The sequence below is a fragment of the Cellulophaga sp. F20128 genome, from assembly GCF_023015805.1.
GTDB lineage: Bacteria > Bacteroidota > Bacteroidia > Flavobacteriales > Flavobacteriaceae > Cellulophaga.
On record NZ_JALKBA010000032.1, the window covers coordinates 1 to 13,110 of the forward strand.

Below are 13,110 nucleotides of genomic sequence, written 5' to 3' on the forward strand. Positions count from 1 at the left end.
ATTAATTTAGTAAACGAAATTCCTTTTGTAAATATTCCATTATTCAATTCAATTACTATTCCAGAAAAAGGTACTGTTAAAAATGAAATTTTAAGTTCTGAAGAATTTCCGAACTATTCATTTTCTGTTTCAAACGGAAAAGTTAGCATAAACCCTAAATTTAAAGAAGATGGACAAATTGAAATAATATTAACTGCTGATGAGTCATTAGATTTATCTGAGCCTATTGAATTTCAAATGACGGTTGACTATAAAGATGAATTTAATAACCTAACCAATACGTATGATATTGAATTAGGCGACGAATTTAATTTAATTGGCAGTTGGAATGTTGAAAATGTAGACACTACCAGATATGATACAGGAACAGGGTCTTGTAATGGTATATCCAATCAATATTCAACTGATATATCCATAAAATTTAATTTTTCTGAGCAAACTGGTGTAGATACTACATTAAAAACCGTAGAAGAATATCAAAATGAAATGTGTACGGCAAACGGTTGGCAAGGTAATTACGAGGTATATACCGATACCGTAAAAGGTTATTTTGACTGGTCAATTACTGGTAATACACTTATTACTGTTTATGATAATGGTACAGACTCTTACAACAATGTTTTAAATATTATTGATAACAACAATATTCAGATTACTACAGAAGATGGTGATGTTATTACTATGACAAGAGAATAAAGTTATAGTACTAAAAAGTAAACGAATCATTAAACAAGAAACTCCTTCATTTTCAAGAAGGAGTTTTTTTTGATTAAATCTTTAGCAACATTTATTTAAAATTAATATAGTTTTTTTTGTAAAGTTAATAACCAATATACCGCCCCTGTGGGATACCTAATCGTTTATTATTGCGTTCAAACACCTCGATAATAGGTTAGACTAAACTTTTATCCAAACACCTTTGCCGTAAGAGCTAAAAAGTAATTTTGACAAGCACTATTTATTTTTTTAGTTTTTAGCTATCTTCGATACTTATCATTAAAAAATAAGGAACTTAATTTTGTTTAATCTTGTATAGTCATCCAGTAGTATGAAACAAAAACCTGAAATTATAATAATGATTTTAAGCTGGTTTGCAGTTGTTGTTCAATTCATCTTAATAATACTAAACCGACAAGCAGCTATTTTTGAAACCATAGTTCGTTTTTTTAGTTTTTTTACCATACTTACAAATATTTTAGTAGGGCTCTATTTTACCACCATAGTATGTCATTTGTATAAATTCCCGTTTAGCCTTTTCAGGAATAAAGGGGCGCTTACGGCTATTACCGCATTTATTTTTATAGTGGGATTGGTATATCAAGTGGTATTACGAAACATATGGGCACCAACAGGACTTCAATTTATAATAGATGAATTGCTGCACACGGTCATACCCATATTTATGTTATTCTATTGGTTTTTTAATATAAGACAATATGAAGTAAAAATATTGCCATTGGCACTATGGCTGCTATATCCTTTGGTTTTTATCATTTTTTTGTTATTAAGAGGTCATTTTTCGGGCTATTACCCATACCCTTTTCTTAATGTAACTGAAATTGGGTATTACCAGACTTTTACAAATGTTGGTATTATATTTGGTGTTGCCTTAATAGTGTTGAGTATATTACTGCTAATCGGAAAAACAATATTTAAAAATAAACCATAATTATGAAACAAAAACAAATCCTTTTAATTACAATTTTAAGCCTTGTAATAGGGTCTTGTACAGCAATTAAAACAAATGGCAATGCAACAAAAAATAGCAACTTATATGATGCCACTTGGGAATTGGAATATATTTCTGGACCGCGTATTGCTTTTAATGGTTTATATCCTGGCAAAAAACCTGAAATCACTTTCGATAAAGCAACAAAAAAAGTTACTGGAAATAATAGTTGCAATGGTTATACTGCCGATTTTTCTTTAATCGGTGATTCTATGTCATTTGGGGAACCTGGTCCAGCCACATTGATGTTTTGTGGAGAAGGAGAAAAAGTTTTTTTGAATATGATGAAAAAGATCAATAAATTTAATATAGATGCGGATGGTAAATTAAACCTGATTCTTGATGATGTTGCACTAATGCGCTTCCATAAGAAGCCCTAGTGATTAAACATCTTTCTATACCGTTTGGTTCTGTTTTGAACGGATAAAGAATCAGAATTTTTAAAAACAGTGTAAACCAAAACTAGACTAAAATAGATGACAACCGTTGAGTATTGTTTAGCGCGGAAATTTAATTACTAATTTTAAAAAACAGATGAACATTAGACCTAAAGAAAAAATGAAAAAACTAATTTTTCTATCGCTACTAACCATTGGATTTTTAAGCTGTAATAACACAACTTCAAAAGGAAAAGATGGATTAAAAAAGGAAGCCGTAACTGCCAAGAAACAATTACCTTTATTACAGCTAGGCTGTTATTCATTCAACGGAAATAACAACACCATAATTTTAGAAATTACCAACTTAAGAAATGGAGTTAATGGTGATTTAACCTACATTTTTGAAGGAAAGGACAATAGATCAGGTACGCTTATTGGAAAAGTTACTGGGGATAAACTGTTTGGTGAGTACACTTTTATGTCTGAAGGTGTGGAAAGTATAAGAGAAGTTGCTTTTTTGATAAAAGACGGTCAACTTATTGAAGGTTATGGCGAATTAAATGAAAATGGAACTGCATTTGTTGCTAAAAGCAATCTTGAATTTACTTCTACAATGCCATTGACCAAAACTGAATGTGATGATTGAACAAGCTTTAAATGGTGAAATAGGAGATTAAAAAAATAGTCCCGAAACATTGAGGCATACCAATTAACGCTGCTCGGTTGCAATTTTAATGTATCTGGAATCACATAATCAAAAATAAATATTAAATGACAATTTATAATAAAATCATTGTTAGAAATTATAAATGTTTTGATTCTTATTGTAGGCTTCCCTTTCTTAGGACACCTCTAATTTCGATAGGTTAAGGTAATAAACGATACATAAATGAATCATCTAAATTAAATGGTGCAGACTATGTTTTCCCACTCTCTTTAAATTAAAATCCCTTCCTAATATATTTATCTTTAGAAAATGAGAAGGCTAATATATCATCCGCATCACAATGAAAATTATATAAATAGGAAATATTTATATATCTGTTCTCTTCAGTTTTTACAAACTGATCTATCTTATAACGATCCTTTTCCTTTCAGGTATCATCTCCAAAGTTAAATTGATACAAAGGGGTAATACTATCATTAATTTGGTAAATTTAAAGATGATGTGTCTTCTGTAAAATAATAAGTATGGTCTTGTTTATGTAGTCCTCCTGTATATGCAATACTAGTATTCCGAATGTCTTTATGATAAAGGAAGTTTAATCATCTAATAGCTTTTCTGTTTTATATAATGATATATTATTTTCTAATAGATTTTTCCATTATTTGTATTTCCATATGTTCAGCACATTCCCCTACATTTCGCGAAAAGCTACACTACGGGAAAAGAGCTTCTCTAAAAAGTCTTGAACACAATCCCCAATTTTAGCTTTCCATTTCATTAACCCTTCCTGATTCTCTGAGAATCAACACTTGTCCTGAGCGAAGTCGAAGGGTTTCATTCCCTAGCCAAAATCGGGAATAGCGTTCGCTTGATAGGAATTCCATGAAATGATTTGGTATCACTTCCTATGATTGTATACTTCAAATAAGCCTTTAAATACACTTCCACACCCTCACTGCTTAACCTCTTTTTGACAGCAAAACAACAACATTCATTTTTGGACAACGGCATAAACCGTTACGCAAAGCTTCACTTTTTATACGCCTTACCAAAACTGAATATTGAATCACTCTAAGCAACAAAAAAAGGTAACAGCGAGGGCGCTATGGGAAGTAAATCTAAAATGAATCTTATGAAATCTTACAAAAACATCAAAAAGGAAGCGACACCCAAAAAAACAAAAAAGGAAAACGCTCAAGATATAATAAGTAAATCACATCAAAAAAAAATATAAATACACTGTCTGAATAGTTCAGATAGCATTTTAATTAATCTTTAATTCTTTTATTATGAGTACTCTAAAAAATCACGTACAGTTAATCGGAAACGTTGGTCAAGACCCAACTATTACAAACCTTGAAAGCGGTAAAAAAGTAGCCCGTTTTTCAATCGCCACAAATGAACACTACAAAAACACTAAAGGCGAAAAGGTACAGTCCACCGATTGGCACACCATTGTAGCTTGGGGCAAGACTGCCGAGATTATCGAAAATTATGTAGGTAAGGGAAAGGAAATCGCTCTAACGGGAAAATTGAGAACCCGCACCTATACCACCGATGGCGGAAACCAACGCTATGTAACCGAGGTTGAAGCCAATGAAATTCTATTACTTGGAAGCAAAAGCGATAAGTAACCCCTAAAATTTAAGAGGGCGTTCCCGAAATTAAACGCCCTCTTTTTCAATTTTCATCATTATCCTTTAATAAAAAAACAATGAAAAGCAAAGTTAAAGAAATAATCTTAAGTTACAGCGGAAGCACAAAGGCAAATTTGCTTCCAAAGGTAACCGGTTCCCAAAGTGCTGCAGATTTAGCCTACAGGCAATGGAACAAAGAAACAATTGAACTGCATGAGACCTTTAAAATAATGCTGCTCAATAATGCCAATAGGGTAAAAGGAATTTGTGAGGTTTCAAATGGAGGTATCACCGGTACTTTAGTGGATGTCCGCATTCTGTTTGCCGTACTTTTAAAAAGTCTGACCACAGCGGTCATATTATTGCACAACCACCCGAGCGGTACATTAAAGCCCAGTGAAGCAGATAAGAACCTGACCCAGAAAATTAAAAAGGCGGGGGAGCTGTTTGATATCAAAGTTTTAGACCATTTGATACTTACCCCTTATGGCGACTATTACAGTTTTGCAGATAACGGAATCCTTTAAAATCAAGGGTATGATTTATCTAAATTTTACAGACTTGAGCGGAGCGGCTCAAACTAGACTTTCGGAAAATTCTAAAAAAGATGTAGAACAAAAAATTGGGGATGCTATCCGTAAATACGTAAGAGAAAATCATTCATGTTTTGAAACGATGATAGCCGAAAAAGCTCTACGAAATCTATATTCTTACAAGTTCATTTTTGAAATCTAAGTTTCTCAGCTTAAAACAAAGCACCTCTAAATTTTTGGAGGTGTTTTTTTATTTCACAGATTTCAATTCAATAAAAATTACTATCTTTATTTTGCTGAAATTCAGCAATCAAATTTAAGTATAGTTATCCATTTTTCACTTTCGCCGATAACCGTACCCATCGAAAAATAACATACTGGAAATTCATTTCCTAAAATGGCAATTGGCTTTTTAGCCAGATTGTACGAAATTTTTGTTCGCCTGTGGCGAACGAAAAGGAGTAGCAAGAGGGTAACACGCTACGCGATGTTAGGCACTCCTTTTTGTTTTCAAGTATCTGATATTCAGCTACTTGATAATATTATAATTTCTTGATAGGCTACAAGTTGCGACAAATGCCTTGTAAGCACCCATTTTTAGTGAAGAATTTGCGACAAATCGGCGAATTATGGACTCATTTATTGGAATTAGGTTTAAAAAGGAAACAGCCAAACGTTTTCAAGAATTTTCAAGAACACACTTTAAATCACACACGGAAACATTGAGTGCAATGCTCGATTTCTTCTTCTACAACGAAATCTCTCCAAAGGAAAAATTAGGGCCGACGGGACGAACCATAGAGGCTAAATTATTGAAAAGAATTAATGCTGTCATCGCCATAATGCGTGATGTGGAAAAGACCCAAACCAAGCCTACAGTTGCAATGCTAGAATCACTTTTTAAAACAGAAGAACCCGCTAAGAAACCTTTGATTATAGAAAAGAAATTCGCAGAAAAAAAGGAAGTCCAATTCAAAGAAAAGCAAAATCATAATAACGAACTCTAAATTTTTGAACTATGTATATCACAATCACACCTCAAAAACTAGGAGGTACATATTCGCAAAGTTCCGCTGATTTTATTGGTTATCTGGAGAAAGAAAATCAAGGTCTGGAACAGGAAGATCTGCTGTCCGGACAGGCGGGAATGGAACACTTTTTTAATCAATGTGGAGATGACATTTCCGCTGAAGAAGTGGTAAAGGATATCGACGGTAACGGCGCTAAACTCAAAAAGACCGAACCGAAATTCTATTCCATAACGGTCAGCCCTTCCATATACGAACTGAACCGGTTACAGAATAGCAGTGAAGATTTAAAAAGATACACCCGTGAACTAATGAAGGATTATGTGGCTTCCTTTAATCGTGAAATCAACGGAAGATCTATTACCATCGATGATATAAAATATTACGCAAAAATCGAACACCAACGAACCTTCAAGGGAATGGATTGGCAAATCAAGGAAAATCAGCCTTATGCCACCAAAATATTACAGCTCAAAACAGAAGTCAGAAGTATTGAAGAAGGGCGGACTGAAGGCAATATTAAACTGTTACAGCATAAAATAAAACGATTGGAAAAGGAAGCTCCCCGCCAACAGGATGGGAAACGAATTGTCCAAGGAATGCGAAAGGAAGGAAACCAAAGTCATATCCACATTATTGTAAGTCGCAAAGATGCATCCAATACATTTAGTCTTTCGCCAGGGAGCAAATACAAAGCTTCTGATGTAGTGATGAATGGGAGAGAAGTAAAGCGTGGTTTTGATAGAGATTCTTTTTTTCAGAAAGCAGAAAAATCCTTTGATAAAACATTCGGCTACCAAAGAAACTTTGCAGAGACCTACAAGGCAAGAAAGGATTTTATAAAGAACCCTAAAATCTATTTTGCAGCACTGATGAAACTGCCCACCAATGAAAAAGCTATTGCATTTAAACTAATGGGAAAATCAGGTATTCCTATGATGCCGAGTATTCCAGTAACCCAAACACAATTAGCAATGAAAATATTCAATAAGCTACGACGTGGCGTTGAAGTGGCGATCAAATCAAGTTCCATCGGAATCTAAAATAAAACCATGCAATTAGACAATCTCTTAATGGTACTTTTTATTATTGGTTTTACCAGTGCCGTTTTCTATGGAATTTTTCGGATAAGCAGCTATGGGTTCATTATCAATTTTTTGATCCTTGGTATTCTTGTGTTTCTCTTAAACGAACAAATACATTTAATTTTGGTAATGCTCTATTTGGTATGTCCTCTTACCTTAATTAATATAGGAATGTATGTGGTTTTGCATAAAGTGGAAAGCCCAAAGAATGACGATCGTAAATATCAGGTCAATTTTGCTACAACCAAAGGGAGCTTCAAATTGGATAATATTAAACGTGGTGTATCCATCATAGGTTCTGCAGGAAGTGGAAAGACAGAAAGCGTAGTTTATGGTTTCCTAAAACATTTTAGAAAAGAAGGTTTTTGCGGAATTATTCACGATTATAAAGATTTTGAATTGACCGAAATGGCTTATCCACTTTTTAAAGATAGCGATATCCCTTTTAAGGTCATTTCCTTTGATAAAATTATCCATCGAGTAAATCCTATTGCGCCACGCTATTTGGAGAACGAGGAAAGCGTAAACGAAGTGTCAAGAGTACTAATTGAAAACCTTTTGGAACAAAGGGAATCAGGTACATCCGGAACAACTAAATTTTTCAACGATGCAGCTGAAGGTTTAATAGGTGGTTTGATTTGGAAATTGAAAATTTCCTATCCTAAATACTGTACGTTGCCACATCTAATAGCTATTTATCAATATCTGGACACTGACAGCCTAATTAAGTTTTTGGAAACGAATACCACCTCTAGAGCAATGGCAGATGCCTTTATTAGTGGTAAAGATTCAGAAAGACAGACCGCAGGTGTTAAAAGCACCTTGGCCAATGCTTTAAAGCGAATTAGCACACAACACATTTTTATGGCATTATCATCAGATGAAGTGCCGCTTAATATCAATAACACGGAAAATCCTTGTGTGATTTCAGTCGTAAATAATCCAAAATTTGAAACCTCCTATGCTCCTGTAATTGCCACCATCATCCATACGATTACCAAACAAATGAGTGTGCGGAATTCAGAACCTTCATTTCTGTTGCTGGAAGAAGCGCCAACTATACGCCTATTGAATATGCACCGTATTCCTGCAACATTGCGGAGTTATAACATAGCTACAATTTATGTGATGCAAGACAAGATCCAGAATGATATGATGTATGGAGATAAAGCAAGTAAGGCGATATTGAGTAACCTTTCCTATCAATTTTTCGGAAAGGTAAATGACCCGGATACCGCAAAATATTATGAGCGGTTTTTTGAAATTGTTAAAGACCCAACCAAAAGTGTAAGCCGAGGACATAATCTCGATTTTGATACTAGAATTACCACAGGAGAAAAGGAAATTCCTAAAATAAGAGCTGATGTTTTCTTTCGAATGAAACAGGGCGAGTTTATTACCTATGCAGATGGCAAGGATAAAAAGGTTCATTTTAAGTTATCCAATATTCAAAGGGAGTTGCCAATAGAATCAAAGCAGTTTTCTCAGTTGGATTTGGAGCGAAATTTTGAAAGGATTTATGAGGAGGCTAGGTCGATATTTAAGATTTAATCGTGGAAACTTATATTTTTGCTTTTTAATCCTATTTTAAATGGGTATAAACATTTTGTCCACACTAACTTTGTTAAGTGGTTTTGTGAAATGGTTGACTACTCTAGGATGCTTTTTTACAAGTTTGCGGTCTTTAGCATTTGAAAATGCAGAAACTACATATATTTCTAAAGCATCAATGTTCCCTTGCAAATTATCAAGTTCCTCTAGAAAATCCCATCCACTCAATCCTGGTAACACAAGGTCTAGTATTAATTTATTGGGTAGATCTTTTTGCATTTTCAAACACTCTTTTATAGCGGTCAAAGCTTCCTCGACAGAATAAAAACCCTTAACCAGATAGTTTTGATAAGATTGTTCTATTTTATAACGCATCGCAAATTGTGATACCATATCATCATCAATGACCCAAATGATTTTTTCCTTCATAAATAGCTATGTAAAATATTAAATTTTGCACTGTGAATCACCCGTCACCTATATAATAAAACCTGTTGTTCTAACTAAAAACAATAGAAGGGATATCGAGCTTTGATTTTTTTCTTTTAATTATTCAAAAGGCAAAATCAGTTGCCACTCTATATGCAAACGCATATAGGACAACTACAAACAGAATAAAGCTTAACCATGCAAATGCTTTAAAGTAGTTTTGTATTATTACATTTCCGATGTTTTTAAATCCATCAACATAAATTTTTTCAATAAGTAATAGTAACTTCATATCATATTTTTTTAATGTTGATGCAAAATTATGCTTCAGAATCTGTCTCCTCTAAACATTTCGTTGATAGGTGTTCCAATAGGGTTCACTGGTTATAGTTAATTTGCAAGGCACTAAAATTAGTAACATAATTTCTAATTGTATTTTATAAGGTTCAGTTGTACTGCCATATATATCGTTAAAATTGTACTTCCTATTTGTTTTAATTGAAACTGGTGTTTTACCGGCCTACTAGTAAGTTTTTGAAAAAGAATTCTTCAAACTACCTTATATGGCAATGATTAGAGATTAAGTGTTGCAAATTTTCTAAAATTGAAGTATGGGGTGTTTGAGAAAATATATTTTTATCTTTTGAATTGACTCCAAAGAGATGGTTGTTCTTTAATGTGACAGTTTGAATTTAAAGTTAGTAAATTCGAATTTTTAACTGTCCTGTTTTTAGGGAAGCCTACATGGCTACGGTTAGGCTATGATTTCGGTATGGGAAATCCGTTAGGATTTTTCAGTATCGGAATCGAGCCAGATTAAAAGTACTAAATTTTATTTATACGAAAAGGCAAGACTGAATTATAGGCATTGTGTTTGCCCAGCATGGGTGTCTTTTATTTACTGCTCGAAAAGTTGTTATTAAGGAACCTTAAAATAACTAATTATAAAGTGGTCTAAAAAAAGAAACTGCCTTTTAAGGCAGTTATAGAAGTCTGTTTTTTATAATTTATTGGCTTGTGCAACGGATACCGGTGTTATAGGCAGTTTTTATATTTTTTAAGTTGTTCTGTATTTTTAGCAAAAACAAAGTCTTCTGATTTATCAAAGATTATTTGATTAAATTCTTTTACCTCATTTTCAGATATTTTTAAGTGCTCAAACTTTTTCCCACTATTGTAATGAATTTTGAAAGCTATTTTGGGATTTATCGGATAAAAAAACTCTAATGATTTTACATTTCCTTTATTGTTTTTTTCGTGCTCTTTAAGATTTATTATTGGTTGATCTGACGTTATAAAATCAATTTCAGACGTATTTTCTATAAATATAATTTTTGTTTCTTTATAATGCATAAGTCCGTTGGCCATTCCAGTTGCTATAACGAATGATAAAATATTGAAATATTTAGAAAGAATATTAAAATGATCCTCAAAATTTTTGGTAAATATATTTCTCATTTTTTTTGTTCGCACATATTGAAAACATAAAAAAAGAAATGTTTTCATTAATGAAGCATTTTCTTTTAAGAACTCTAAATCTTCAACTTTTTTAACCTCGATTAATTTTTGTCCAAAGTTTTCAAAATCAGAATGAAAATCTTCCATAAAATTCGATTTCATTAATTTTAAACTTGCTTCTATTTCAGATTTTCTATCTTTTGGAATATTAGTATTATTATTTAAAATTCTTTTAGCTTTTGAATAGGATATAAATAGATTAAAATATTCTTTAAATATTTCTTCTGTCTCTTCATTACTAAGGTTTATAATAATTTTCTTAAGGTTATTTTCTTCTTCAATTGTAAATTCTTCTAATGAATAGTAAAATTTTTTTTGGGCTACATTCATCAAATTTGGAGTAGCAATTTTATTATTAATCTTGATTAAAGAAGGAATTAGGTCATTCGAATCAGACCAAGCTCTCAAATAATTTCTCCAAACGTAATGATGCCTTTTTTTTACTTGACTCACGATTTTTTTAAATTAAATCCAAACGTGTTTATGCATACTTTGTTGCGTGTTTTAAGCACCTAATTTAGTAAATAAAAACCGAATAGAAAATCCGCGAGCCCCGACGCTTCGGGGTTCGTAAGTAGGCTATAACTAGCAATGAATTATACACATCTTTGTTGAGGCTAGTACTTTTATCTATTCAGTTTATATTTTTCTTTATTCTTAATTAAAATTCCTTTGCTTTTCAGGTCTTCTAAATGAGCTTTCAATTGAATTTCAGAAATCTTAATCATTCCTATGCAAAAAAGCTCTTCTTGCGTAAATTCTTTACTGTTAAATAAATTAGAAATAATTAATATGATGCTTGATTGAACTTCTATTACTGTATTGTAATGAAATCCTTCTGGTTCGATACCAAACGTGTTGTCAAGCTTTTTCATCCTGTAAAATTTTACATCTGGATTTTTAGATTTTATAATTGAACAAATCATTTCAACATCACTAGGGTTTGTTTTTAAACCAAAATAAATAGCTTTTAGGGAACGAGTAGGATAGAAGTAACTTTTATTTGATTCATGATGAAAAATTCTTAATTCTTCTTCTTGTTTCCAATCTATTGATTTGAATGAAAGTAGTTTTTTTATAGATTCTGCATTTTCTTCTTCTTCAAAAAGCAAGTCAGAATTAACATTAGGTATTTCCGATTTATATTCAACTTCAAATGTTTTAGAAAAAGGCTCATATTTTGGGTCAAATTCAAGACATATTCCTTGATGACTGTTTGCATAATGAGACCACATCAAGAGGTTTGTATTGTTTTTAGAAAAACAACAAACTCCAATTTTTGCAAATTTTTCTTGTCGAATGTTGTAGAGAGTTTCGTGAATTTTAGTTTGTAATGTCAATTTAACGCTCTTGAAAAACTCAACAATATTCTCAAGAAAATCATTATTCGTTTCCTCAAGGTTTTGAAGTTGACTTAAAAAATGGGTTTTACTTTGAAAGGTTTGATTCTCACTTTCTTTATTAAAATCAAAAATATAATCAATATGCTGTTCGCAAAAATTAAAAAAATCTTGTTTTGATATTTTTTTGTCTAAAATTCCAATCAAATGTTTTTTATCAAACTTTCGCTTACTCGACTTACAATAAAGTTCAACAAATTTGGCGTTACTAATTTCAGATATTCTAGCTGGATGAAAAGTGTCAAAAGGGTCATTAAAATTCAAAGGATTATTGAAATAGATTTGACCATTTTGAAGATTTCTTAAAGAATACGAATTAATAGATGTGTACTTAAACATTATGATAGGTTTTTCGGTATTAGCTTCAACCTTTCGGCTTTGTTAGCATACGTTTTTTTATCTCCAATAGTCAAATTTTCGAGAAAGAAATGAACAAATAAGTAATTCACAAGTCCTGTTGTTATTTATGTTTACTTGTTCTATTTTACAATTCTTTTGATAATCAATATCAATTTCCGTTTCGTTTTTAATCCGTTCAATATATTCTTTCCATCTGTCGTCCTTTGTTGGAATTGGAAAGAGTATAAAGGCAACAATTCCTTGGGTCGAGTTAAGCTTTTTGGCATCGCTTACTATTGATTTAATATTTTTTGTGATTGGTCTACTGTTATTGCTTATTCCATCAATTTTCCAATTTGTATTTGAAGTTTTCAGTTCAATCTGATGATAACGTTCATTGTTAAAAAAGAAATGTCCGCACGGTTGTATCCAAAGCCATTTCGAGATTCAACTTCTACATTTTCCATCCCAATTATTTCGAGTCGGTTGGCTAATTCAAATTTTAACCATCCCTCAAATTTGGCTTTTTGCCTTATTGGTATCTTTAATAATTCCTTATTGTTATTTATAATTAAAGAAATTTGTTTTAGAATTATTTGGTCCAATGAAATAGTAGTTTTATTGAATTCGGAAATGTATGCTAACGTTTTTGTATATGGGCTGTGGCGTGTCTCGGCACAGACCTTTTCTGATAAAAACTGGCTTTGGACAATCCGCAGGATTTTAAACCTACCAATAAACCTAAAAATCCTAAGATGATAGGTGTTAGCTTGCTAAAAAAAGAGTACTTGATGTTACTCTTTTTAGATTCCAA

The 13,110-nt window shown here is 32.2% G+C and carries 14 protein-coding genes; 10 read left to right on the forward strand and 4 right to left on the reverse strand.

Translation table 11 applies throughout. The features are described 5' to 3' along the window. The 10 genes from MWU65_RS17005 to MWU65_RS17050 form a co-directional block, all read left to right on the forward strand. Positions 1-696 (forward strand): hypothetical protein (locus tag MWU65_RS17005; RefSeq protein ID WP_247079879.1); only part of this gene is annotated, 696 nt, incomplete at its 5' end. Between the two features lie 352 nt (positions 697-1,048). Beyond that, the gene (locus tag MWU65_RS17010; protein ID WP_247079880.1) at positions 1,049-1,669 is read left to right on the forward strand and encodes a Pr6Pr family membrane protein; all 621 of its coding nucleotides are present in this window, start codon (positions 1,049-1,051) and stop codon (positions 1,667-1,669) included. A gap of 2 nt (positions 1,670-1,671) precedes the next feature. Then, positions 1,672-2,109 carry an META domain-containing protein gene (locus MWU65_RS17015; protein WP_247079881.1) on the forward strand — a complete coding sequence of 146 codons (438 nt, stop codon included), beginning with the start codon at positions 1,672-1,674 and terminating at the stop codon, positions 2,107-2,109. A gap of 178 nt (positions 2,110-2,287) precedes the next feature. After that, positions 2,288-2,755: a hypothetical protein gene (locus MWU65_RS17020; RefSeq protein ID WP_247079882.1), complete on the forward strand. Its 468-nt coding sequence runs from the start codon at positions 2,288-2,290 to the stop codon at positions 2,753-2,755. Between the two features lie 1,310 nt (positions 2,756-4,065). Beyond that, complete coding sequence (ssb, locus tag MWU65_RS17025; protein WP_247079883.1) at positions 4,066-4,410, forward strand: single-stranded DNA-binding protein; 345 nt, start codon at positions 4,066-4,068, stop codon at positions 4,408-4,410. 80 nt (positions 4,411-4,490) lie between these two features. Continuing rightward, positions 4,491-4,940, forward strand: coding sequence for a JAB domain-containing protein (locus MWU65_RS17030; RefSeq protein WP_247079884.1), 450 nt, complete (start codon positions 4,491-4,493; stop codon positions 4,938-4,940). Positions 4,941-4,950: 10 nt separating this feature from the next. Continuing rightward, the gene (locus tag MWU65_RS17035; RefSeq protein ID WP_247079885.1) at positions 4,951-5,148 is read left to right on the forward strand and encodes a hypothetical protein; all 198 of its coding nucleotides are present in this window, start codon (positions 4,951-4,953) and stop codon (positions 5,146-5,148) included. A gap of 427 nt (positions 5,149-5,575) precedes the next feature. Beyond that, entirely contained in the window at positions 5,576-5,953 is a 378-nt protein-coding gene (locus MWU65_RS17040) for a BfmA/BtgA family mobilization protein (protein ID WP_247079886.1), read from the forward strand. Between the two features lie 11 nt (positions 5,954-5,964). Continuing rightward, complete coding sequence (gene mobB / locus MWU65_RS17045; protein WP_247079887.1) at positions 5,965-7,017, forward strand: MobB family relaxase; 1,053 nt, start codon at positions 5,965-5,967, stop codon at positions 7,015-7,017. 9 nt (positions 7,018-7,026) lie between these two features. Further along, positions 7,027-8,610, forward strand: a complete 1,584-nt coding sequence (locus MWU65_RS17050; protein ID WP_247079888.1) for a type IV secretion system DNA-binding domain-containing protein — start codon at positions 7,027-7,029, stop codon at positions 8,608-8,610. A 36-nt stretch (positions 8,611-8,646) separates the two neighbouring features. On the opposite strand, the gene MWU65_RS17055 is transcribed toward MWU65_RS17050, so the two are convergent. The 4 genes from MWU65_RS17055 to MWU65_RS17070 all read right to left on the reverse strand — a co-directional run bounded on the left by MWU65_RS17055 (position 8,647) and on the right by MWU65_RS17070 (position 12,296). Next, positions 8,647-9,039, reverse strand: a complete 393-nt coding sequence (locus tag MWU65_RS17055) for a response regulator (RefSeq protein ID WP_247079889.1) — start codon at positions 9,037-9,039, stop codon at positions 8,647-8,649. A 124-nt stretch (positions 9,040-9,163) separates the two neighbouring features. Continuing rightward, positions 9,164-9,331, reverse strand: coding sequence for a DUF6747 family protein (locus tag MWU65_RS17060; RefSeq protein WP_247079890.1), 168 nt, complete (start codon positions 9,329-9,331; stop codon positions 9,164-9,166). Between the two features lie 743 nt (positions 9,332-10,074). After that, positions 10,075-11,010, reverse strand: coding sequence for a DUF4238 domain-containing protein (locus MWU65_RS17065; RefSeq protein ID WP_247079891.1), 936 nt, complete (start codon positions 11,008-11,010; stop codon positions 10,075-10,077). Between the two features lie 173 nt (positions 11,011-11,183). After that, entirely contained in the window at positions 11,184-12,296 is a 1,113-nt protein-coding gene (locus MWU65_RS17070; RefSeq protein ID WP_247079892.1) for a DUF2971 domain-containing protein, read from the reverse strand. Between the last annotated feature and the right edge of the window lie 814 nt (positions 12,297-13,110).

Bases quoted from the DNA above. Each gene is read 5' to 3' on its own strand.
- MWU65_RS17010 (WP_247079880.1), top strand. From the start codon at position 1,049: ATGAAACAAAAACCTGAAATTATAATAATGATTTTAAGCTGGTTTGCA.
- MWU65_RS17015 (WP_247079881.1), top strand. From the start codon at position 1,672: ATGAAACAAAAACAAATCCTTTTAATTACAATTTTAAGCCTTGTAATA.
- MWU65_RS17020 (WP_247079882.1), top strand. From the start codon at position 2,288: ATGAAAAAACTAATTTTTCTATCGCTACTAACCATTGGATTTTTAAGC.
- ssb (WP_247079883.1), top strand. From the start codon at position 4,066: ATGAGTACTCTAAAAAATCACGTACAGTTAATCGGAAACGTTGGTCAA.
- MWU65_RS17030 (WP_247079884.1), top strand. From the start codon at position 4,491: ATGAAAAGCAAAGTTAAAGAAATAATCTTAAGTTACAGCGGAAGCACA.
- MWU65_RS17035 (WP_247079885.1), top strand. From the start codon at position 4,951: ATGATTTATCTAAATTTTACAGACTTGAGCGGAGCGGCTCAAACTAGA.
- MWU65_RS17040 (WP_247079886.1), top strand. From the start codon at position 5,576: ATGGACTCATTTATTGGAATTAGGTTTAAAAAGGAAACAGCCAAACGT.
- mobB (WP_247079887.1), top strand. From the start codon at position 5,965: ATGTATATCACAATCACACCTCAAAAACTAGGAGGTACATATTCGCAA.
- MWU65_RS17050 (WP_247079888.1), top strand. From the start codon at position 7,027: ATGCAATTAGACAATCTCTTAATGGTACTTTTTATTATTGGTTTTACC.
- MWU65_RS17055 (WP_247079889.1), bottom strand. From the start codon at position 9,039: ATGAAGGAAAAAATCATTTGGGTCATTGATGATGATATGGTATCACAA.
- MWU65_RS17060 (WP_247079890.1), bottom strand. From the start codon at position 9,331: ATGAAGTTACTATTACTTATTGAAAAAATTTATGTTGATGGATTTAAA.
- MWU65_RS17070 (WP_247079892.1), bottom strand. From the start codon at position 12,296: ATGTTTAAGTACACATCTATTAATTCGTATTCTTTAAGAAATCTTCAA.